This window comes from Thiohalobacter sp. COW1, from assembly GCF_016629505.1.
Lineage (GTDB): Bacteria > Pseudomonadota > Gammaproteobacteria > Thiohalobacterales > Thiohalobacteraceae > Thiohalobacter > Thiohalobacter thiocyanaticus_A.
Map to the genome: position 1 here is coordinate 3,153,319 of NZ_AP024239.1, position 22,291 is coordinate 3,175,609.

Annotated in this window: 22 protein-coding genes; 7 read left to right on the top strand and 15 right to left on the bottom strand. The window is 65.0% G+C overall.

Going from position 1 to position 22,291, the window contains the following annotated elements:
- Nucleotides 1-23: 23 nt before the first annotated feature.
- The 13 genes from COW1_RS14985 to COW1_RS15045 form a co-directional block, all read right to left on the bottom strand.
- The gene (locus COW1_RS14985; RefSeq protein WP_201344640.1) at nucleotides 24-299 is read right to left on the bottom strand and encodes a hypothetical protein; all 276 of its coding nucleotides are present in this window, start codon (nucleotides 297-299) and stop codon (nucleotides 24-26) included.
- Nucleotides 296-2,194, bottom strand: coding sequence for a phage tail tape measure protein (locus COW1_RS14990; RefSeq protein WP_201344641.1), 1,899 nt, complete (start codon nucleotides 2,192-2,194; stop codon nucleotides 296-298). The genes COW1_RS14985 and COW1_RS14990 overlap by 4 nt, the downstream gene beginning before the upstream one ends.
- A 15-nt stretch (nucleotides 2,195-2,209) precedes the next feature.
- On the bottom strand, nucleotides 2,210-2,353 hold the full coding sequence (locus tag COW1_RS14995) for a hypothetical protein (RefSeq protein WP_201344642.1): 144 nt from the start codon (nucleotides 2,351-2,353) through the stop codon (nucleotides 2,210-2,212).
- Entirely contained in the window at nucleotides 2,350-3,039 is a 690-nt protein-coding gene (locus tag COW1_RS15000) for an HK97 family phage prohead protease (RefSeq protein ID WP_201344643.1), read from the bottom strand. The genes COW1_RS14995 and COW1_RS15000 overlap by 4 nt, the downstream gene beginning before the upstream one ends.
- 4 nt (nucleotides 3,040-3,043) lie before the next feature.
- Nucleotides 3,044-3,814 (bottom strand): hypothetical protein, encoded by a 771-nt coding sequence (locus COW1_RS15005; protein WP_201344644.1) that lies wholly within the window; start codon nucleotides 3,812-3,814, stop codon nucleotides 3,044-3,046.
- Nucleotides 3,804-4,265 carry a hypothetical protein gene (locus tag COW1_RS15010; protein ID WP_201344645.1) on the bottom strand — a complete coding sequence of 154 codons (462 nt, stop codon included), beginning with the start codon at nucleotides 4,263-4,265 and terminating at the stop codon, nucleotides 3,804-3,806. The genes COW1_RS15005 and COW1_RS15010 overlap by 11 nt, the downstream gene beginning before the upstream one ends.
- A 435-nt stretch (nucleotides 4,266-4,700) precedes the next feature.
- Complete coding sequence (locus tag COW1_RS15015; RefSeq protein WP_201344646.1) at nucleotides 4,701-5,069, bottom strand: hypothetical protein; 369 nt, start codon at nucleotides 5,067-5,069, stop codon at nucleotides 4,701-4,703.
- Complete coding sequence (locus COW1_RS15020; protein ID WP_201344647.1) at nucleotides 5,059-6,411, bottom strand: AAA family ATPase; 1,353 nt, start codon at nucleotides 6,409-6,411, stop codon at nucleotides 5,059-5,061. Before COW1_RS15020 ends, COW1_RS15015 begins: the two co-directional genes overlap by 11 nt.
- Entirely contained in the window at nucleotides 6,408-6,917 is a 510-nt protein-coding gene (locus tag COW1_RS15025; RefSeq protein WP_201344648.1) for a toprim domain-containing protein, read from the bottom strand. Before COW1_RS15025 ends, COW1_RS15020 begins: the two co-directional genes overlap by 4 nt.
- A gap of 448 nt (nucleotides 6,918-7,365) precedes the next feature.
- Nucleotides 7,366-7,533: a hypothetical protein gene (locus tag COW1_RS15030; RefSeq protein WP_201344649.1), complete on the bottom strand. Its 168-nt coding sequence runs from the start codon at nucleotides 7,531-7,533 to the stop codon at nucleotides 7,366-7,368.
- 7 nt (nucleotides 7,534-7,540) lie between these two features.
- Nucleotides 7,541-7,759, bottom strand: a complete 219-nt coding sequence (locus COW1_RS17290; RefSeq protein ID WP_201344650.1) for an AlpA family transcriptional regulator — start codon at nucleotides 7,757-7,759, stop codon at nucleotides 7,541-7,543.
- 111 nt (nucleotides 7,760-7,870) lie between these two features.
- Nucleotides 7,871-8,533 carry a hypothetical protein gene (locus COW1_RS15040; RefSeq protein WP_201344651.1) on the bottom strand — a complete coding sequence of 221 codons (663 nt, stop codon included), beginning with the start codon at nucleotides 8,531-8,533 and terminating at the stop codon, nucleotides 7,871-7,873.
- Nucleotides 8,526-9,809, bottom strand: coding sequence for a site-specific integrase (locus COW1_RS15045; protein WP_201344652.1), 1,284 nt, complete (start codon nucleotides 9,807-9,809; stop codon nucleotides 8,526-8,528). Before COW1_RS15045 ends, COW1_RS15040 begins: the two co-directional genes overlap by 8 nt.
- Before the next feature lie 273 nt (nucleotides 9,810-10,082).
- On the opposite strand from COW1_RS15045, the gene COW1_RS15050 reads away from it, so the two are divergent.
- From COW1_RS15050 to COW1_RS15075, 6 genes are all read left to right on the top strand, one after another.
- Entirely contained in the window at nucleotides 10,083-11,228 is a 1,146-nt protein-coding gene (locus COW1_RS15050; RefSeq protein ID WP_201344653.1) for a cysteine desulfurase family protein, read from the top strand.
- 203 nt (nucleotides 11,229-11,431) lie between these two features.
- Nucleotides 11,432-12,340 (top strand): alpha/beta hydrolase, encoded by a 909-nt coding sequence (locus COW1_RS15055; RefSeq protein ID WP_201344654.1) that lies wholly within the window; start codon nucleotides 11,432-11,434, stop codon nucleotides 12,338-12,340.
- Between the two features lie 176 nt (nucleotides 12,341-12,516).
- The gene (locus COW1_RS15060) at nucleotides 12,517-13,170 is read left to right on the top strand and encodes a class I SAM-dependent methyltransferase (protein WP_201344655.1); all 654 of its coding nucleotides are present in this window, start codon (nucleotides 12,517-12,519) and stop codon (nucleotides 13,168-13,170) included.
- Nucleotides 13,171-13,468: 298 nt separating this feature from the next.
- Entirely contained in the window at nucleotides 13,469-14,830 is a 1,362-nt protein-coding gene (locus COW1_RS15065; protein ID WP_201344656.1) for an efflux RND transporter periplasmic adaptor subunit, read from the top strand.
- The gene (locus tag COW1_RS15070) at nucleotides 14,827-17,919 is read left to right on the top strand and encodes an efflux RND transporter permease subunit (protein ID WP_201344657.1); all 3,093 of its coding nucleotides are present in this window, start codon (nucleotides 14,827-14,829) and stop codon (nucleotides 17,917-17,919) included. Before COW1_RS15065 ends, COW1_RS15070 begins: the two co-directional genes overlap by 4 nt.
- Before the next feature lie 87 nt (nucleotides 17,920-18,006).
- Nucleotides 18,007-19,680, top strand: a complete 1,674-nt coding sequence (locus COW1_RS15075; RefSeq protein WP_201344658.1) for a BCCT family transporter — start codon at nucleotides 18,007-18,009, stop codon at nucleotides 19,678-19,680.
- Nucleotides 19,681-19,833: 153 nt separating this feature from the next.
- Here COW1_RS15075 and COW1_RS15080 read toward each other — a convergent pair whose 3' ends face one another.
- Entirely contained in the window at nucleotides 19,834-20,634 is an 801-nt protein-coding gene (locus COW1_RS15080) for a TIGR01458 family HAD-type hydrolase (RefSeq protein WP_201344659.1), read from the bottom strand.
- Nucleotides 20,635-20,840: 206 nt separating this feature from the next.
- On the opposite strand from COW1_RS15080, the gene COW1_RS15085 reads away from it, so the two are divergent.
- The gene (locus COW1_RS15085) at nucleotides 20,841-21,809 is read left to right on the top strand and encodes a YafY family protein (RefSeq protein WP_201344660.1); all 969 of its coding nucleotides are present in this window, start codon (nucleotides 20,841-20,843) and stop codon (nucleotides 21,807-21,809) included.
- A 62-nt stretch (nucleotides 21,810-21,871) separates the two neighbouring features.
- Here the strand turns inward: COW1_RS15085 and COW1_RS15090 are convergent, their stop codons facing one another.
- Entirely contained in the window at nucleotides 21,872-22,288 is a 417-nt protein-coding gene (locus COW1_RS15090) for a type II toxin-antitoxin system HicB family antitoxin (protein ID WP_201344661.1), read from the bottom strand.
- Nucleotides 22,289-22,291 lie beyond the last annotated feature (3 nt).

The following is a 22,291-nucleotide window of genomic DNA, read 5'->3' on the forward strand; positions in this document are numbered from 1 at the left end:
CTACTCCCATTATCAGCGAAGTGTCAAGAATCAAGCCGGCCCGGGTCGGTCGCCTCCCGCTGCGCCAGCGCCAGCTGGCCCTGCCAGGACTGTAACAGCTCCTGCAGGGTGCTGATTGTCGTTTCGATTTTCCTGAACCGCTGAAATAGCCGCTCCATTTTCTCGGGCTGGTTGGCCGCCATGTCGAGCAGCTGCTGATGATCCATTTTGCCGATGGTGGAGACGGTTGTCAGATCATCCCCCAGGCTGTCTATCCCATCGGCCAGCTGCAGCAGCTTGTGCGAATCATGTGGCGTCATCCGTTTCTCCGCATGGCGCGCTGGATACTTCGTCCGACATCATTCCCGATCTGGGTTGCGCTGCGTCGATCCTTCTCAGAGGGGCTGCCGTAGATGGTAACGGGAACCGTGATCGAGGTGCCGCCGGAGAGCATGCGGTCAGTCTTGTCAGCCGGGATGATCTGAGAGCCCGTCGGCAGCTTGACCAGCTCGCCGCCGGCCTCATTGATGCGGGCGAAGCCGCCGGGGAAGTAGCTAGTGCCGCTGGCAAAGCCGGGGATGAAGTCGCTGAAGAAGCTACCGATGGCACTCCCGCCGCCACTGTCAAAGAACTCGCCCGCGGCATCGAAGATCTGCGCAGCGGCAGCCTCCGCGGCCATTCGCTGCATGGCATCGGCAAAGCCGCTGATCATGCCTTCCAGGCCATCATCAAAGGGCTTATACAGGAACTGTGCGAAGGAATCCTGCATATTCCGGGCGGCTTGCTCGGCAAACACTGAGAGCTGATCCAGCGCCTCCTTGCTTTCCCCTGTCTTGCCCTCAATGCCTTCCATCGCTTCAAAGGCCGCCTCGCTGTAGGTGTCCCAACTGATGAAGCCACCCTGCAGCAGGGTGTCCAGTTCGTTGAGCCTGACCTCAACCGACTCCATCGGGTTGACCATCTCGCGGGTGCGCTGGGCCGCCGCTTCCATGGTCGTTATCCACTGCTGATATTCCGCGTTCTGGGATTTGACAGCGGCCTCGGACGTGCGCAGCGCCTCCTGGAATTCCTTGTCTGCGGCCAGTACGGAGTCAGGTACAGCCGGAACACTCGGGCCGGAAGGGGTGTCACTGCCGCCGCCCGTGTCGCCACCTGTGCCGCCTCCAACGCCGCCGCTGCCGGTCGGCTTGCTTTCCTCCTCGTTGATGTCCCTGAGCACCGCCAGCCGCTCCATCAGCGCCTCACGCTGCTCCCGGTACAGATCCAGCTGCGCCTTGATCGGCGCCAGGGAAGCCTCCGGCGCATCCGCCTCCAGCAGGGCGAAGTAATCGCCCGCGAATTTGTTGATCTGGCGGTTAACGTCGTTCAGGTCTTCTTCCAGCCCGCTGATGTTGGTTCGATCGGCCAGGGGCTTGAGGGAGTCGAAGAATTCGCCGATGTTCTTCGCGGCCAGGCCGACGCCGGTCGCAAAGTCGGTCAGCAGCGGGGACAGGTTCACGATGGCATCGGCAAACTGCACGCTCAGGATCCGGGAGACCTTCGAGAATTCATCGCCGGTCTTGACTGCGTTCTGAATGACATCCTCGGACAGGACGACGCCGACATCCTTTGCCTCCTGGCGCAGCCGGTTGATGCCATCGATTCCCTGTTCCAAGAGCGGGACCAGCTTCGGGCCGAAGTCGTCGCCAAAGAGCTGCGCCGCCAGGGCCGCCCGCTGGGCGGTGGATTCCACCCCTTCGAGCCCGCGCACCACATCGTTAAAGATCACTTCCGTGCTGCGCAGGTTGCCCTCTGCGTCCCGTAGCTCGATGTTGAGCGACTCCAGCGCCTTGGCCGCGGGCCCGCCGCCCGAGTTGGCGAATTCACCGATGCGCCGGCCAAACCGCCGCAGGGAGTCATCCGCGCCCTGGAGTGACACGCCGGATTGTTCAGCCGCGAATCGGAATTCCTGCAGGAACTCCGCTCCGACCCCGGCGGCCTTGCTCGCCTTGTCGATCCCGTCTGCATAGGCCAGGGCATTGCGTGTAGCCGCTGCAACCGCGCCCACGGTGAACACTCCCAGAGCCGACTTCGCAGCCCGGGAGAAGTTGTCCAGGGATTTCTTCGCGCCACGCTCGAAGCCGGAAAGCTTCTGGTTGGCCTTGTCCAGCTCTTTGCGCAGCTGCGCGCTCTCAGCTTCCAGCTGTACGGAGATTTTTGAAAAATCGACTGCCATTCCTACCCCTCCACGTTAATCAGGCAGGCCAGCCCAGAACAGGACCGCGCCCACAACCAGAAAGGCCAGCGGCTCATGGACCAGCCAAAGACCATATCCGACTGTCCCCAGCCCGCAAGACATCGTGAGGGCGTTGATGTGTCGCAGCACCGCATTCATGACACGGCCTCCGCAAGCCGCAACCGGTTGCGGCGGTACTGATCGCCAGCGGGCGATACGCGCCGGGCCTTGCGCTGCCGCTTGCGTTCAGCCTCCTGGCGCTCGGCTTTTTGCTGTGCCTCGATGCGGTCCCGGACCCACTGCGGAGCAGAGCGCAGGGCTACGTTCGCGCCATCGGCTGTTGCCCGCTGCCGGGCGGTGATCGGATCGTGATGCATGGTGATGTGTCTCCTGTCGGTTGAGGGTTCCAGGGTGACGCGGCTGGTGGTGTAGGCCGGCTGCTTCGTGAGCATCAGGGTTATTTCCCGCAGCTCGGCTTCCAGAATTGTCCGGACATCCTCTCCCAGCCCGTGGTGCTTGCGTTCTTCGTAGTCCAGCGCCAGGAACCGGAAGGATGCGCCCGCAATGTCACCCCGGCGGATGGCCGTGATGATGGTGGGGTGCCGGGCCGTGGTCTTCTCATCCAGCCTGAACTGCAGACCCTCGGGGGATTCCCAGATCATCAGCCCACTGCGGGTGTTGCCCAGCTCGCGGTCATCGCAATGGTCAACGGTCAGCGGGATCGGGCGGCTGCCCAGGTGCTTTGCAAAACAGCCACGGCCCAGCACCTCACGCAGGGAGCGGCCCCGGAACGGCTGAGGGCTCTCCGTGAGCGTATGGAACGGGATCAGGCCCGTGATCTGCATCGGCTCAGCCCCAGCCGTCCGCGGCGGCCTTTTGGTCCTCAGGCTGATGGATGACCTTCTCATTGACCACCTTGCCGCCTTGGGCAATCTTGACCTCTCGCAGTCCGTTGGGGCCTGCAGCCAAGGCGGTGACGGTCGCCCCTTTGGGCATGTTGTCGTATTCACCAGCCCGCTTCGGACGGTCCGGGTAATCGCTCGGCTTGATGAAGCCTTCGCGCTCGGCATCCTGCAACAGGGCATGGATATGGGCGTCCGGGTCATCCCAGCGACCATACCGGCCCAGCATGGCCAGCTGCTGCTGGTGGAAGTAGAAACCGGCCTCCTGGATGCCTTCGATCATGTCGCGGACCTCGGCAAATGACTGGGACTGCTTCACGGCGGCATCGAGCGCCTTCCGCACTGCTGCGCGATAGGGTTTTTCCAGATCCGTATTCGCGGCTTCGGAGCTGGTGGTCTTGATCTGCTCCACGCGGTTCTGCTGCAGCCTGATAGACGCTTCAAGCACCTTGCGCCGCTCAATGGATTCATCCAGCTCGCGCCGAAGCCGCGTGACGGATACCGGGCCATCCTCGCCATCGAGCAGGGCCTCTGCCTTTGCCGTGATGGAATCCCCAGGCTTCTGGTTGTGGCCGATCTGCGCGGTGAGGTCGGTGATGGTCTGATTCACGGCTGCGAGCTGATGCTGCAGCCCGGCCAGTTTGTCCAGTGCTGCCTGGTATTCCGGATAATCTGAAATGCTCTTCATGTCTTCACCTCGGGTTGTGTCATGGTCCATTTGTACCGGCTTCCATGCCCGATGTGCGGAACAGGTTTCCGGGAGACTTTTTCCATTCCCGGTAATACCGCATCAGTGTTGTCTCGCTGTAGCCACGCCGACCGCCCACCTCGGCGGCTGCCATTTCAGGGCTTGCCCCGCACTCAATCTTTTGCGCCATATCTTGCAGGGCAGCTTCCCGCCGGCATTGGGTCCGATACTGCGTGAATGCGGATGGCCCGACATTGCCGGCCAGCTGCAGGGCCTCAAGGACGGCGCCGGCCAGGCGCCCGGGTTCCGGTTCGATCTCGAGCAGGGAACTGGCCGTCTCCGCCAGGTACTCCGCCAGCCAATCCGGCAGGACCGCGGGCCTGTCCTGCAGCACGATGCGCAGCGCCTCCCAGGCAGCGGCTGCATGGCCGGCCTCGAAACGGTGCTGCAGCTGTTCCAGTCGTGTCTGGCGGTCAGTCAATCCGGCTCCTGTTCACGCCTGCAATACCCTCTATACAAAACTCCCGCTGGCAAAAATCGAGATGCGCGGATGGTCGTGGGGCAAAAGGCTGTGAAGTTTGATGCCCCCTATGGGGAGTATTTGATTTTTGTGCCATTTTTGGTTGCTGTTCTCCGAAATTAGGCGGATTTAGCGTAAAAAGATTTCAGCGACGGTCGTAGTACAGAAGGCTGTATAGTTCTTGCCTCCCCTATCCCCCATCAGCATCACCCCATCCCTACCCCCTACGTTCCTTGTCAGTTCGCCCCGTGCGAACCCACACCCGGAACTCGGGACACTCCCGGCCTGAGGTGGCACATGCCTGATGCTGGGGACACCGGTCACAAGGGCAGCCCGCGGTGTAACGAAGCAGCCCCTGCTCAAGGTTCCTCGGCTCGTATGCGCCCTTGCCGTCGCTCATGCCGCCCGGCCTCCCGCCTGCCGCGTCGGGGCCTCCTGTGGCGGCTCAGGCTCAGACACTGCAACCGGCTGCACCGGCACCAGCCGGATCCCGGCCACCTCGTAAATGCGGGAGCGGGTCACGGGGTCCAGCCCCGCCACCAGGCGCAGTCCGCGCTGGCCGTCCGGCAATGCGTCCAGGCTGATGACCTCACCGGCTACCCCGCCAGCCTCGAGCAGTTCCCGGACTTGCTCGACTGGCAATCCTGTAGATTTCTCCCTGAACTCCCGACAGGCCCGCAGGCGTGCGCCGACCTTGGCCTGTCGGGTCTTGCACCAGCCGCGGACGCGTTGAGTGCATTGGCCGCAGGTGTTGTCATTCGCCATCTCGAGCTCTCCTGTAGTTGGTTTGCGCGCGCGCGCTCCCCCTATAACCCCCTGCCGAATACGACGCATTCGGCGCAGGGGCGCCTTGCGTCGGATTATTCGGGGCTGCGTCATATTCAATTGACGCATCTGACGCACTGCCAGCGCCCTTGTCCTGTGCGGGTTTCAGCTCAAGGGTTGCGGCGGTGTGCCGGTTTGCGCGTCGAATACTGCCCTCGCGTATCTCGCCAATTCGGCGCAGGGATTCGATATGACGCCAGAATCGGCGCCTGGCGGCCTTCCCGCGCAAGGTTTCAGGCAGGCTTTCAGTGGCGGATAGGACGTGGTGAGCGGTGCGCGGGCCTTGTGCCGCAGCGGGCACATAGTCGCCGGCTGCGGTGATCTCTCGAATGGCCGTCAGGATGCCCTGTTGTTCCTCCTGCTCCTGTTGCCGCCGGTCGAATTCGCTGCTGCTCTCGAGGTGGCCGGTGAACAGCTGGGCATTATCATCCCAGCCCAGGACGATGGATTGATCTGAGCGGCCCAGGTTGGCCTTCTGCAGGTCCAGGCGCAGCCGTCCAGTGCTTGCTGTGCCTTCGTCGGTGCGTTCGGTTTCGGGGTAGAGATACCAGCGAGCCCGCACTGAGTTGTGCCAGCCGGTCGAGCCCGAGTAGCCTTCCGAGTTGCCGCCGGCCTGTGCCGTGGGCTTGTTCACATGGGCAATCAGCAGGACCGCGCCCGTTGCCTCGGGGATCAGCGCCAGCAGGGCATTTACGAACTTCTTGACCTCGGACCGGCTGTTCTCATTGCCCCCGAAGGCATCAGCCACCCCATCCACGATAAGCAACTCTGCGCCAGTGGTGCGGATGCGTTCTCGCAATACGGCGTAGGCGTGAGTCGTGCAGAGCCCGGTAGATGGATTCGGCGCCATCAGCAGAGTGTCATGGCCGACCAGATCCAGGATGTCGAGTCGTTCGGATAATGCGGCCATGTCCCAGCCGTGATAGTCACAGATTCGCCGCAGCCGCCAGTGCAGGACGTTCTCGCGGTCCTCGCAGGACAGGTACAGCACCCGCCGCTGCTTCACCTCCAGCCCGCAGAATGGCTCTCCCAGCGCGCTGCAGGCGGCCAGGTGAAGGGCATTCGATGATTTGCTGACGCCGCCATGCCCCGCCAGGAGGGTGGCGTATCCGCAGGGCAGCCAATCCGGGATGATCATTGACGGCGGCGCCGGCTCTCGCGTTGCCATCTCGGACAGATCGAGGGCGGGTGGCCAGCTCGGGGCTTCGTCTGCGCCTTCTGGGGCGCCGGGTTCGATGTACTCCATGCCGGCCTGCATGGCATCGGCCAGAGGGCTACTCATGCGGCCTCCCTGGCGACATCGTTCCAGTCGCCCGACCTCGGGGGCAGCGCCACGGCCGCTTCTCGCCCTGCAGCTGCCCAGCGCCTCGCGCACGCTCGGGCGGCCTGTTCGCCTTTGCCATGCGGATCCCGGTCGGCGTACAGGGTCAGGGCTTCGATGCCCTCCAGGACAGGGAAGGCGGCCAGATGGCCGGCGTCGATGGCAGCCCAGATGGGCCGGTGAACACTCGCCACGCTGAGGGCGGTTTCGATCCCCTCGGCCAGGGCCAGGCCGTGCGTCACGGCTTCATCCGGCCACAGGCGAATGGCCCCGCCGGCTGTCTTGTGGCCGCGGGCCAGCAGACGGGGTGGGTCGAATATCTTGTTGCCGGCCGGACTGATCCAGGTCCGGTGCAGGGACAGGGGCTTGCCGTTCAGGGTGTCGGTGACCAGGGCCACCAGCGCCGGGGCGGCTTTCTTCTCCGCGGGGTGCCACAGATCGGGATGCCAGCGCAGATCCGCATCCATAGGTGGCAGCTCGCAGCAGCGGGCTTGCAGGTACCGGCCGGCGGTGCTGTTCCCGGTAATAGGCTGGGTTTCGCTCCAGATCCGGGCGGCCCATTCGTCCAGGCCCTCGCGGGGTGGTTCGATGTTCCGGGGCGGTGGGGGTGCTTGATGGCGTTCCTGGCCACGTGAGCTGCCGGTGGAGCCGCACCGATGGCAGAACCAGACGGCGCCGCCTTCCGGTTCCACGGTGACGGCTGCAGCGGTGTCACGGGGGCCTCGGTCACAGACCGGGCAGGCGGTGCGGTAGGTACCCGGGCGGCGGTTAAGGTATGGGGTCAGGTCCATCATGATCCACCTCGCAGTTGCTGGGGCGGATTGATTTTGCAGGGCAGGGGTGTAGTATTGATCGCGTCGCTCGATGAATTATTGTAAGCCCCCTGGCCCGCTGTCCTCACGACAGTGGGTCTTTTCATTCCTGATCTCCTTTCTGCTCCGGCTTCGTATAGCAGGTGCCCTGGATAGGGTCATGCCCCAGCGTGTTGCGCAGCGCCTCCCGGACCTTGGGGGCTGTATTCCTCGGATGCCTGGCAGTGTTAATGGCCGCCTGGCGCAGTTGTTCAGCAGTGGGCGCCTTCATGTGGCACCTATGCGGCGGTCGAAGAAGAGCGGGGCGGGGAGAGCTTTTCCTCAACCCATTCGTTGAGGTCTTCAACCGTGTAGACAGCGCGATTGCCGAAGCGCCGATAACGGGGGCCGCCGCCGGTTGTCGCCCATTTCTGAAGGGTGTTTCGGGATACAGGAAGGCCACGGTCAGTCAGGTATTGTGCTGACTGCTCGCGGGTCAAAAATCTGGATTCATTCATCGCTTAACCCTCAAATACTAGAGGGTCGCGGTAATCCGCTTACCCTCTACTCGTGTATGTCGAGGGTAATGGTAGGAAGGGCTTTTCTTGTCAGATAGGAAAAAACGAACGCTAATCAGCTTTGGATTTTTCCCTCCCTTGAATTTGCTCTTTGAGGGAGTTCCAGGAGTCCGGGTGTTGCTTTGCTTGCCTCAGCCAATATGAAACAGATTTCGGCTGTTTGCCCATGACCCTCATGCAATATGAGTATGCATTTCCAGCAAGTCCGGTTTCTGTTGTAGAAAACATATTTCGACGGCCCAGGTAATCTTCTAGCCATTTTGCGACCTGGAATTCCTGAGAGTATGCATTCTTGTCCAATTCAGGTAGCGACTTCGCAGCCTTTCTCACGCCGAGAGCAAATCGAGCCAATGCGTCTGCGTGATTTGTCTGAATGTCGTAGGCTTCTCGGATTGCAGGCATGCCCTCTAAGTCGCGTATTTTCTCCCCGATAACCTCATGCGCGCCTTTCCAGAGCGCGTAGCCTAGTGCAGGGTCGTCAATTAGCTTTATTTGCTCAACTAGAACATCCAGGCTGTTGGCTATGGCTTCAACACGTTCACGCCGTCGCTGGTGTTTCTCCCTGCTCAGGTTGCTGAATTCAGATAATCCCTCCAATGACCTGATGAATATATTAGCCTCATCCTCTGTCGCTGAGTTTGAGAATCCTGATTTAATGCAATGCTCGCTGAATTTGTTGATCAGCTGTTCGCGCTCCTGATCTGGGTCAGTCATCGTTATGCTTCCTCAGCGGAAGGATTTCGGCATGTTTCTTATCCTCCAATGCGCCGCTGATATGTGCTGCCGCCTTCTCCGCCAGTGCTGCGCGTCCATCTTGTGCCCAATGGATGTATTTCTGTGCTGTGGTGATTTGCCGGTGACCCAGCACGGTCATGATCTCGGCCGCCTGAGCCCCGTTCATTGCCATATAGGAAGCGAAGGAGTGCCGCAGCCCATGCAGGCCGATACCCTCCGGCAGTCCCGCTTCCTCGCGGATTTGCCGCCAGGGCTTGGATAAATTCAGCGGGCCTTTGCCGCTTCTGGGCGGGAACACATAGTCATCCGGCTCGCCTTCATCCTGCTTCGCGATGACGGCCTGAGCGGCCGCAGGCAGGCCGATGATGCGGGGCTTGTTGGTTTTCTTGCCGGTCTTATGTGCGCTCGGAGGCAGTGTCAGGATGCCGGTCTCCAGAGAGACGTGCTTCCACCTGAGCCCGGCAATCTCGCTGCGCCTGGCGCCCGTGAGGGCGATGACACGGATCGCATCGGCGACCTGTGGCCGTAGCCGTTTCTCGTTTTCCATCTGCTCGAGTGTCTTGAACAGAGCGGTGTACTGCTTGGGGTCTTTCAGAATGATGTCCCTATTGCCGTCGTGGCCGATCTCCACTGAGCTGGCCGGGTTGTCTGTGGCCTTGCCCTCCTTGATGGCCCAATTCAAGGCAGAGCGCAGTACCCGGATCGCCATACGGGCCGCACCTTCTCCGCCCTTGACGATGGCGCGACCACGAAAGCCTGTCTTTTCATCAATCGCGGTCTTGCCGTCCCTGATCGCTCCGAAAGCGCGCCGCACATCATCGGGGCGCAGCTGGTGGACGTACTTCTTGCCCAGGGTCGGCTTCAAGTGCCGCTTGATTCGGCTCTTGTCGAGGTCCTGCGTAGACTGTGCTTTGTCTGCGAATGCGGGGGAGTCGGTGTAGGCATCCAGCAGCTGGGCCAGGGTCATGGCTTTCCGTTCCGCCTGCTTGTCGGCCAGGGGATCTCCGCCATCCTCCACGGTGCGCCGATACTTCTTGGCCTTGTCCCGGGCCGCGGCTGCGGTGAATGTCTCGCTGCTGCGCCCGAGAGTAGCGCGCCGGGTCCGGCCTTGCGGGGTCCTGTACTGGTAGACGTAGGATTTTCTTCCGCTGGGATAGACCTGCAGGCCAAAGCCGGCGATTTCGCTATCCCATATGAATACCGACTTAGTGTTAGGCTCAGCTGCATCTACAACGCGCTTCGTGATCTTGGGCATGCACGGCTCTCTGGTGCTTGCTTACTTTTGCCGAAATAAGCGCAAAGTAAGCAGATTGAAGTAAAAACGAGTAAAAATCGGCTTGTCCGCTGTCCATGATGGTAAGCATAAGTAACTGTAGATACAAGGGGAAAGTAAGAACCGGAAGGATCGAGTAAGCAGGGGTAAAATGATGTGACCTGCACTCATAATGATGGGGTCCCCTGTTCGAATCAGGGCGTAGCCACCATTTTCGTTCACATTCTCTGCGCATTGGCGGCATAATCGCCGCCCATGTCCGTTCCGATCTATCTCGACTACAACGCCACCACCCCGGTTGCCCCCGAAGTGGCCGAGGCCATGCTGGCGTATCTGCGCGAGCATTTCGGAAATCCGTCCTCCGATCATGTCTATGGCCGGCGCGCGGCGGAGGCGGTCGATGAGGCCCGCGCAGCGGTCGCCGGTCTGATCGGCGCCCCGCCTGCTGCCCTGTTCTTCACCGGCTGTGCCACCGAGGCCAACAACCTGGCCCTGCGTGGCGTGGCGCGGGCACTGCGGGAACAGGGCCGGCACCTGATCATCTCGGCAGTGGAGCATCCCTCTGTGACCGGGCCGGCCGAGCGGCTGCGGGCCGACGGCTGGACGGTCACGGTGCTGCCGGTGGATGAATACGGGCGGGTCGATCCGGCGGCGCTCGAGGCGGCCTTGCGTTCGGATACCGTGCTGGTGTCGGTGATGCTGGCCAACAACGAGGTCGGCACCCTGCAGCCCGTCGCTGAACTGGCTGCGCTCACCCGGCCGCGCGGCATCCTGCTGCATACCGATGCCGCCCAGGCGGTGGGCAGGATCCCGGTGAACGTGGACGATCTGGGCGTGGACCTGCTGACCCTGGCCGGGCACAAGTTCTACGCCCCCAAAGGTGTGGGAGCGCTGTATGTGCGGCCCGGCACATCCATTGAGCCGCTGCTGGTCGGCGGCGGTCAGGAGCGGGGCCTGCGGCCCGGCACCGAGAATGTCCCCCACATCGTCGCCCTGGGCGCGGCGGCGCGGCTGGCCGCCGCGGGACTGGTTGCCGAGGCCGAACGGCTGCAGGGCCTGCGCGACCGGCTGCACGCCCGGCTGCAGGCAGCCATTGCGGGGCTGCGACTCAACGGCCATCCCGATCAGCGCCTGCCCAATACCCTCAATCTGTCCTTCCCGGACGTCACCGGCCGCGCCCTGCTGGATGCGGTCGCGGACAGTATTGCGGCCTCGGTGGGCTCGGCCTGCCATGAGGACAGCGATGCAGTGAGCGGTGTGCTGGCCGCGATGGGGCTGTCCCCGGCGCGGGCGCGGGGGGCGGTGCGCCTGTCCCTGGGGCGGTTCACGAGCGACGGCGATATCGACCGGGCGGCGAACGTGTTGCGGCAGGCGCATGCCAGGCTTTCCGCACGGGACTGATTTACCGGGCTGAGGCGTCTACCCTTTAATGAGGACCGCGATGCCCGTTTCTGAAGCGTTTCACGCATAGAGTTTCGTAGGATGGGTGAAGGCGCTTGCGCCGTAACCCATCACGTACCGGCCACGATGGGTTGCGCTTCGCTCCACCCATCCTGCGCATAACCTGAACTTATATATCCGGAAGACCGAACAAGGAGATGATGATGAGAATTCGCACCCTCTGGCGTACCGTCATCCTGGGCCTGATCGCGCTGGCATTCAGCCCGGCGCAGGCCGAGGAGGTCAAGCTGGAACACGACGGCCTGACGCTAAACGCCGAGCTGGAACTGGCGCCGGGAAGTGAGTTGGCCGACGGCGTGATCCTGATGACCCACGGCACCCTGGCCCATGCGCGCATGGGCATCATGCGCGGCCTGCAGAACGTGTTCAGGGAATACGGCTACAACACCCTGGCCATCAATCTGGGGCTGGGGATCGACGACCGTCACGGCATGTACGACTGCGCGCAGACCCACACCCACAGGCACACCGATGCCCTGGACGAGATCGGGCTCTGGCTGGACTGGCTGCGCGAGCAGGGCGCGGGCCGGGTCACCCTGCTGGGTCATTCGCGCGGCGGCAACCAGACGGCCTGGTACGCGGCCGAGCGCGACATGAGCGATGTGAATGCCGTGGTGCTGATCGCGCCGATGCTGTGGGACGAGGAATATGACCGCAAGGAATACAAGGACCGCTATGAAGTCGAGCTGCAGCCGCTGCTCGACCGGGCCCGGGGACTGGTCGAGGACGGCAAAAGCGGCACCCTGATGGAAAGCGTGGACTTCCTGTATTGCGAGAACACCACGGTCAGCGCCGGGGCCTTTCTCAGTTACTACGCCCCCGATCCGCGTCGCGACACGGCCCACCTGGTGCCGGAGATCGAGGCGCCGGTGCTGGTCATCGCCGGCACGGCGGATACGGTCGTTCCGGGCGTGGAAGAGGCCATGGCGCCGCTGGCCGAGGCGGACGGAATCAGCCTGACGGTGATCGAGGGCGCCGATCACATGTTCCGCGACCTCTACTGGTATGACGTGGCCGAGGCCGTCGAGGGTTTTCTGTCAGCGCAGGAGTAAAGCGTGCAGATCGGGCCGGCGCAGCCTGAGCCGGTGCTGTGCAAACACCGTCGTCCCCGCCTTCGCCGGGATGGCGGAGGAACGGAGGTCTGGTTCAGGAATGGCATCCGTTCTTCTGGAATGAATGTTCGGGTACCCATCGTGCCATGTGACTCCGTGGACAACCGACCTTCGGCATGACACTCGATCCAGCTGACTATGAAGCCTGGTATCACAGCCCGCGCGGACGCTGGATCGCCGGGCGCGAGGCCGCACTTCTGCTGCGGCTGCTGCGACCGCAATCCGGCGCCAGTCTGCTGGATGCGGGTTGCGGTACCGGGCACTTCAGCCGCCGCTTCGCCGCCGCCGGCCTGGCGGTCACCGGGGTGGATCCGGATCCGGCCATGCTCACCCAAGCACACGCACTTTCCACCGGCCTTGATCTGGATTATGTCCGGGCCGATGCCCGCGCCTTACCCTTCCCCGATGCCAGCTTCGATTACGCCGCTGCAGTGACCAGCCTGTGCTTCGTGCCGGAGCCGGTGCGGGTGCTGCGGGAACTGTGGCGGGTGAGTCGCCGCGGCCTGGTGCTGGGACTGCTCAACCGCCGCAGTCTGCTGTACCGTGGCAAACACGGCCGTGGGAGTTATCGCGGCGCCCGCTGGGATGACTGGCGACAGGTGCGACAGTGGCTGGCTGTGCTCGAGCCGGCCCCGGTGTGTGAGCGTCAGCGCACGGCAATCTTTTTCCCCGACGGGGGATTGCCGGCGCGGCTGGCCGAGGCGATGCTGCCCGGTATGCTGCCCTGGGGCGGATTCCTGGCCGTGCATATTGCCGGGCGGAAGGTGTAGGCTCAGGCGGGACGCAGCGCCCGCATGATGTGTCATCACGTCTGCGCCCTCTTGTCCGCCGTGGTTCATTTTTCCCTGACGGGGAGGAACTACATGGCTGAACCGCCGGCACCAGCCGGCGCATGATGTCCCTCAGCTGCGCCGACCTCACCTGTGGAAACGAACGGATCATGCGCATCATGACTGATACTCACAACTTCGATCCGCGTCCTCATCCGCGGGGGCTGCGCGCGCGCTTGCTTGTCCCGGTTGCCGCTTCCGTCAACTTGCACGGACAGCCCGGGCCGGTGTTGGTCGCATGAGCCGTTCAGTCCGGCTGAAAAGGGTCCTGCCGGCAGCCGGTGCGCTGGTCATTGGCGTCGCCTTCATCATCCTGATGGTGAACCTGAAACCGCCGCCGGCGCAGCAACCCGGTGACGATGCACTGCGCACAGTGCGGGTGATCGAGGCCGAGGCATTGCCCTACCGGGTCGAGGCGCGCGGCTTCGGCAGCGTCACACCGGCGCGCAGCTGGCGCGCCGTGGCCGCTGTCGGCGGACGGGTCATCTACCGTCACCCGGAACTGGAAAGCGGCAACCTCATCCAGGCCGGCACCCGGCTGCTGGAGATCGATCCCACCCGCTTCGAGCTGGCCGTCGCCGCGGCCGAGGCGGAGCTGGCCGGGATCGAAACCGAGATCCGCCAGCTGGAGCAGGAAAAGAAAAACACCGCGGACCTGCTGGCGCTGGAACGCCAGCGGCTGGAACTGGCCGAACAGGAACTGGACCGGGTCGAGCGGCTGGCCCGGACCGGCGCCCTGTCGCAGACCCGGCGTGACGAACAGGCCCGGGCCACGCTGGCGCAGCGCCAGGCCGTGCAGTCGCTGGACAACCGGCTGCGGCTGATCCCGAGTCAGCTCGATCACTTGCGCGCCCGTCGGGACGGCGCGCAAACCGCGCTTGCGCGGGCGCGGGAGGACCTGGCCGACACCCGCTTCACCGCCCCCTATGACATCCGCGTGCACCAGGTCGAGGTCGAGTTGCATCAGCAGGTGCGGGCAGGCGAGTTGCTGTTCGCCGCCGACGGCATCGAGACGGCCGAGGTGGTGGTGCAGGTGCCCATTCCTCAGCTGCGCCAGCTGCTGGGTGCCGCCCAGCTGCCGGCGGACCCGGTCGGGGTGGAACTGGCCGGTCGCCTGAACCTGGAGTCCATCGAGGCGCAGCTGCACCTCAGTGCCAATCCGCAGGTACGCTGGCCGGCCCGGGTCAGCCGTATCGCCAGTGGCATCGATCCCCGCACCCGCACCGTGCAGCTGGTGCTGAGCGTGGCCGATCCCTGGCGCAGCGCCCGCCCGCCGCAACAGCCGCCGCTGGTGCGCGGCATGTACGTGGAAGCGCTCATGTCGGCGCCGGCCGCCGAACCCCGCATCCTGGTACCGCTGGCGGCGGTGCACCAGGGTGAGGTCCATGTCGCCGATGCCGACGACCGGCTGCGCCGCCGCCCGGTCGAGCTGCTGCTCAGCCAGCGTGACCTGGCGGTCATCGCGACCGGCCTGGAGGCGGGCGAACGGGTCATTCTGGATGACCTGGCGCCGGCCATCGACGGCATGCGCCTGCGGGTCGAACCCGATCCCGGGGCGCAGCGGGCGCTGGCCGAACGGGCCGCCGGGGCGGCGCCGTGATCCGCTGGTTCGCCGGCCACCCCACGGCGGCCAATCTGCTGCTGATCCTGATCCTGGCCGTCGGGGTGCTGGCCGCCCCCACCCTGACCCGCGAGACCTTCCCCGATTACCTGCCGCCCGAGGTCAGTGTCACCATGGAGTACCGCGGCGCGGCCGCCGCCGATGTGGAGGAGGCCATCTGTCAGCGCCTGGGCGAGGCGCTGGCACGGGTGGAGTTCATGGACGAGTTCCGCTGCACCGCCCGCGACAACCTGGCCGAGGCCCTGGCGGCCATGGACCCGCGCGGGAATATGGGCCGCTTCCTCGATGACATCCGCACCGAGATCGAGGCCCTGACCGACCTGCCCGAACAGGCCGAGGCGCCGATCATCCGCGAGCTCTACCGCACCGACCTGGTCGCCGCCCTGGCCGTGGCCGGCGACATGCGCCTGCCGGACCTGGAGACCTACGCCGGGCAACTGGAGGGCCGGCTGCTGGCGCTGCCGGACGTGGTGGATGTGGTCACCCGCGGCCTGTCCCAGCGCCAGTGGCAGATCGAGGTCCCGCGCGACCGGCTGCGTCAGTACGGGCTGGGGGTGGAGGACATCGCCCGCGTCGTGCGCCGGCAGAATGTGGATCTGCCGCTGGGCACGCTGGAAACCGACGCGCGCGATATCCAGCTGCGCTTCGTCGACCAGCGCCGGCGGCCGCGCGAGCTGGCCGAACTGGTGGTGATCGCCGGGCCGGGAGGCGGCGAGCTGCGTCTGGGCGAGATCGCCACCATCACCGAGACCTATGAGCGGGCCGAGGAGCAGGTCCGCTTCAACGGTGAACGCGCCCTGGTGCTGGAGGTGCACAAGGCCCGGCACGCCGATGCCCTGGATGTCATGGACCGGCTGCGCGCCTTCGTCGCCGACGAACGTGCCCGGCGGGGCGAAGGCGTGCGCCTGACCCTGACCCAGGACATGACCTCCATCGTGCGTGACCGGCTGCAGATGCTGGTGGAGAACGGCATCCTCGGCCTGGTGCTGGTGGGGCTGGTGCTGAGCCTGTTCTTCCGCCCGCGGCTGGCGCTGTGGGCCCTGTTCGGGCTGCCGGCCGCCTTCGCCGGCGCCTTCGCGGTGATGGCGCTGACCGGCCTGTCGCTGAACATGATCACCCTGGTCGGGCTGCTGATGGCCATCGGCATCGTCATGGACGACGCCGTGGTCATCACCGACAACATCGCCCGCCACGCCGGCGAAGGGCGCACGCCGCTGGCGGCCGTGGTCGACGGCACGCGGGAGGTGCTGCCGGGGGTGCTGTCCTCCTTTCTCACCACCGCCGCGGTGTTCGTGCCGCTGTCCTTTCTCGCCGGCGAGCTCGGTTCGGTGCTGGAGGTGCTGCCGGTGGTGCTGATCGCCGCCCTGCTGGCCAGCCTGGTCGAGGCCTTCTGGATCCTGCCGCACCATCTCAAGGACGGGGTGGCGGCGCTGGCCGCGGGGCATGACTCGCGCCTGCGGGCGCGTTTCACCGCCGCCTTCGAGCGTTTCCGCGAGCGGGTCGGCCGGCTGGCCGACGGCGGTGTAAAGTACCGTTATGCCGTGCTGGCCGCCATGCTGGCCGTGCTGCTGGGCTCGGTCGGCTTCATCGCCGGCGGGCATGTGAAGATGGAGGCCATGCCGGAGATCGACGGCGATGTGCTGGAGGCCCGCATCCTCATGCCCCAGGGCACGCCGCTGGCGCGCACCGAGGCGGTGGTCGCGCGGGTGACGGCCGCGGCGGAATCGCTCAACGCGGAACTGTCACCGCAGCAGCCGGACGGCGCCGCGCTGGTCCGGGCGGTGCAGACCCGCTTCAGCCACAATCCCAGCGCCGGCGAGACCGGGCCGCATGTCGCCACCGTCATGCTGGACCTGCTGAGCGCCGAGAACCGCAGTACCGATCTGGATACCCTGAGCCGGCGCTGGCGCGAGGCCATCGGTGACATCCCCGGCCAGATCAGCCTGGTGATCCAGGAGCCGGGCTTCGGGCCGGCCGGCATCCCCATCGAGCTGCGGCTCTATGGCGAGGACCTCGACCGGCTCAAGCAGGCCGCCGACGAACTGGCGATCAAGCTGGCCGGTTACAGCGGCGTGTCCAACGTGCTCGATGACCTGCGTCCCGGCAAGCCGCAGCGCCGGCTGGTGCTGGCCGAGGGCGCGCTGCCGCTGGGGCTGACCGCGGCCGACGTGGCCGGGCAGCTGCGCACCGGCATCCTGGGCGAGATCGTCGACACGGTCCAGATCGGCGATCAGCACATCGAGATCCTGGTGCGCCAGAGCGGCGCGGAGCGCACCACGCTGGATTTCCTGCGTGACGCGGTGATCCTGGACGGGCAGGGCAACGCCGTGCCCCTGGGAGAGGTGGTCGAGATCCGGGAGACCCGCGACTGGGCCCAGATCACCCGCATCGACGGCCGGCGCGCGGTGACGGTCAGCGCCGATGTGGATGGTCGTCGGGCCAATGCCGATGCCATCGTCACCGACCTGAGCGAGCACTGGCTGCCGGAGCTGCTGGCCCGCCATCCCGGCGTGGAAGTCGGCATCGAGGGTCAGACCGCGCGTTCGCGTGAAACCGGCCAGTCCATCGCCCGCGGCCTGCTGCTCGGCCTGCTCGGGATCTTCCTGATCCTGTCGTTCCAGTTCCGCAGCTACCTCGAGCCGCTCATTGTCATGTTATCCATCCCGCTGGCCTTCATGGGCGCGATCTGGGGCCATGTGCTGATGGGCTACAACCTGTCCATGCCCTCGCTGGTCGGCGCCGCCTCGCTGGCCGGGATCGTGGTCAACAACGCCATCCTGATGGTCATGTTCATCAAGCAGTACCGCGCCGAGGGCATGGAGGTGCGCGCCGCCGCCGGTCAGGCCAGCCGCGAGCGCACCCGCGCCATCTTCATCACCTCCTCGACCACCATTGCCGGCCTGCTGCCGCTGCTGAGCGAGACCAGCACCCAGGCCACCGCCATCATCCCGCTGGTCATCGCGGTGGTGTTCGGACTGTTGGTCTCCACCGTGCTGATCCTGATCGCGCTGCCGGCACTCTATGTCATCCTCGACGATCTCGGCATCGCCCGCCCGCCCGCCGGGTAGGATGGGTGGAGCGCAGCGCAACCCATCGCCTCCTGACGACAATCAGGGCTCTTGCATGATCCGTGGATTCCGGACAAGGTAGCCGCCATGTACAACGTCGCCACCCGCGGTCCGTTCAAGGGCTTGAACCCCCGCGTCGCCCCTGTCGCCGTGGCCGGCGTGCTCTCGATCACCGGGCTCGCCGTCTATCGTCCGGCCGTGATCGAGCGCCTGGTGGTCGGCAGCCGCGATCAGCTGACCCCGCTGCTGGAATGGTACTACGTAGCCTTGATGGCCTATTTCCTGGCCATGGTCATCTGGCTCGGCACCGGCCGCTACAAGAACATCCGTCTGGGCCGAGACGATGAGGTGCCGGAGTTCACCACCCTGTCCTGGCTGGCCATGCTGTTCGCCGCCGGCATGGGTGTGGGTCTGCTGTTCTGGGCGGTGGCGGAACCGCTCAGCCACTACCGCGGCAACCCCTTTCTGAGCGGTGCCGACTCTTCCGCGGCCGCCGATCTGTCCATGGTGCTGACCTATTTCCACTGGGGCCTGAGCGCCTGGGGGGTGTTTGCCCTGCTGGCGCTGATCCTGGCCTACTTCGGCTACCGCAAGGGCCAGCCGCTGGCCCTGCGCTCGGCCCTGCATCCGCTGCTGGGCAAGCACACCCATGGCTGGGCGGGCGACCTGGTGGACCTGCTGGCCATACTCGCCACCGTGTTCGGCATCGTCACCACCCTGGGCCTGGGTATCAAGCAGCTCGAAACCGGGCTGGGGCTCATGCTCGGCTTCGATTACGGCGGGGCAGGGATGGAACTGTTCCTGACCGGCCTGCTGACGCTGGTGGCCATTATCTCGGTGATCACCGGCGTGCATGTCGGCATCCAGCGGGTCAGCCAGGCCAACCTGTGGCTCAGCCTCGCGCTGCTGCTGTTGCTGTTGATCTGGGGGCCGACCCACTATCTGCTGGCCCTGGTGGTGCAATCCACCGGCGGGTATCTGCAGAATCTGATGTCGTTGTCCTTCTACACCCATGCCAATCAGCCGGGCGACTGGCATCAGGTCTGGACCGTGTTCTACTGGGGCTGGTGGCTGGCCTGGGCGCCCTTCGTCGGCCTGTTCATCGCCCGCATTTCGCGTGGCCGCACCCTGCGCGAGTTCGTGATGGGCGTGCTGCTGGTGCCGACCCTGATCACCTTCGTCTGGCTCGGTCTGCTCGGCGGCACCGCCCTGCATGCCGAGACCAGCGGCCTGGCCGCGATCGCCGATATCGTGGCCGAGGACATCACCCGGGCCACCTTCGCCACCCTGGCGACGCTGGAACCGGCCGGCATCGCCCGGGCCGGCGGCATCCTGATCACCATCCTCATCGCGACCTACCTGGTCACTTCCGCCAACGCGGGCATCGTGGTCATCAATACGCTGCTGGCCCATGGCGCCATCGAGCACCGTCGGGGGCACCTGATCCTCTGGGGTCTGGCCATCGGCCTGGTTACCGCAGTGCTGCTGCTGGCGGGCGGGCTCGAGGTCCTGCAGGGCGCGGTGATCATGGCGGCGCTGCCCTTCTCGCTGGTGATGCTGGTGATGGTGGCCGGCCTGCTGCGCGGCCTGAAGGATGACCGCTATGCACCCCGCCCCGGCGAATACAGGATCCTGCCCGTCGAACCCTGGCAGGTGCCTGACCGCCTGCCGGAGGACTACGAGGTCGACGACGATGCCCCCCTGGCCGAGGAGAGCGATGCCATGGAGGCGGCAGGGCAGGGCAATCCTCACAAACCCTGAAAGGTTGTTGAAAAACTCACCGACGGATAATAACAGTCCCCTCTCCCCGCTTGCGGGGAGAGGGCCAGGGTGAGGGGGTATACAGCGCTTATCCCCTCTTGGCCCTCACCCCTTTCCCTCAAGGGAGGGGGGAAAGGGATGTTCAACAGCCGGCTAAGGCGCCGGCCTCCCGGCCCACCAGTCCGGCAGATCGGCAATGGAATCCAACACCGCCTCGGGCTGCACACCCAGTTCCAGATCCGCCGGCCGGAACTTGCCGGTGCGGACCTGGATGGCGGTCAGGCCGGCCTGCTGCGCGCCCTCGATGTCGCCGCGGATGTCGTCGCCGATCATGACGCAGTCCGCCGGCTGTATGCCGAGCATCGCACAGGCGGTCTGGAAGAAAGGCGCGGCCGGCTTGCCCAGCACCACCGGTTCCACACCCGCGGCATGACTGAGCGCGGCGACGAAGGCGCCGGCGTCCAACCGCAGGCCGTCGGCCGCCTGCCAGTAACGGGTCATCCCCAACGCGACCAGCGCCGGCTGCGGCGGCTGCATCAGCAGCCGGAAGGCGCGGTTGAGGGTGGCATAGTTCCACCCTTCGCCCAGATCGCCGACCACCACCGCCGCCGCCACCGGCGCATCCTCCGTAACGAGATCCAGTGACTCGAATTCCGACCGGGTGGCGTCAGGCACAAACAGCGCGACCGGTCCCTGAACATGCGCCTCCAGCCAGCGTACCGCCGCCACCGGCGGGGTGAGCAGCCTGTCGGCACCGATGTCGATGCCCATGCGCCCCAGCTTGTCCACCAGTGCCGAACGCGGGCGCGAGGTGGTGTTGGTGAGAAACAGGTGCGGGATGCCCTGCTCGCATACCCAGGCAAGGGTTTCGACGGCGCCCGTGACGGGCGTCTCGCCCTGATAGAGTACACCGTCGAGATCGAACAGCAGGCCCTGCCGTGCCTTGGTGTGCATCAGTTCCGGCCTTTCATTAACAAACGCGATAGGAAGAACATAGCCCCGGCTGTGCGTGGAATCCAGTGGGATTGTAGGTTGGGTGCAGCGCAGCGAAACCCAACACTTATCGACCGCAAATGCGAACCAGAATGGTGCATATAGCTGTCGGCTCATCCCAAGTCATGCTATGGTTGAGCCGTAGTGAAAATAATAAGCTGTGACAGGTGGATAAATTCGACCGCATCTACGAGCTGGACCGGATCCTCAAATCCCGACGATACCCAGTGTCGTTGAAGACACTGGTGGCCGAGTTGGAATGCTCGGAACCTACCGTCAAGCGCATCATCCGACACTTCCGTGAGCGCCTGGGCGCCCCCATCGACTATGACCCCGAACACCAGGGCTATTGCTACGCCCGCGACGAGACGCCCCGGTATGAGCTGCCCGGGCTCTGGTTCAACGCAGAAGAACTGCATGCGCTGCTGACCACCTATCATCTCCTGGGCGGCATCCAGGAAGGGCTGCTGGATGAATATATCCAGCCGCTGCGCGAGCGCTTGGAGCGGCTGCTGCGCGATGAACGCATCGGCGCAGACGAGATCGAGAAACGGGTGCGCATCCTGCCCCTGGCGACCCGCCAGACCGACCTGAAATCCTTCCGCCGGATCGCCGGTGCCCTGATGCAGCGCCGGCGCCTGCGCATGCTCTACCATGGCCGGGCGCGTGATGCGATCACCGAGCGCGTCGTCTCGCCCCAGCGGCTGGTCTACTACCGCGACAACTGGTACCTGGATGCCTGGTGCCATCTCCGTGAAGGCCCGCGCAGCTTCGCCGTCGACCGCATCCAGCCCGTCGAGGTGCTGGAGGAGGCGGCGCTGGAGCGGGACGAGGATGAACTGGACCGCCATTACGCCGCCGCCTATGGCATCTTCGCCGGTCCGGCGGACAAGCTCGCCCACCTTATGTTCAGCCAGACCGCCGCCAGATGGGTGGCCGATGAACACTGGCATCCCCGCCAGCAGGGCGAGGTGCTGTGGGACGGCCGGTATGAACTGAAGATCCCCTACAGCGAGCCCACCGAACTGATCATGGACATCCTCAAGTACGGCCCCGAGGTCGAGGTGCTGGGCCCGGAGGAACTGCGACACCAGGTGCAGGCGCAGCTGGAGGCGGCGCTGGCGAGGTATCAATAGAGGGGGCAGGCTCTGATCCTGGTACCTGGTACAAGATGGATAGGCAAAAATGGACCTTGCGGTCAGGCAACATCCTCGGTGTGGACGACCAGGCGCTTACCCAATGCATCCAAGGCGGCCTCAATCCGGGGAAGACGGGTGGCATGGCGGGGATCGAGCATGCGTCGCACCTCTTTTTCATCGCAACCCAGACGACGGGCCAGGCCCGATTTGGTCAGACCGGAATCCTGCAATGCGGCATACAGCGCTGCCTTGGCGGCCGTCTGTGCGGGGAGCGTGATCCGGTGGACCCGGCCTTTCACGGTCTGCGCAGGTTGTGGCAGCGGCATGCCTTCGGCAATGCGGGCCGCCACGGCTTCATCCAGGCAGTCGGTCGCCTCCTCCAGAAGGGTTTCGAGGTCCGGCGCATCCGTGAGGGCCTCCGGAAAGTCAGGGAAGCGTGCGAGCAGACGGCCGGCATCGTCTTCCGTCACCTGCATGGG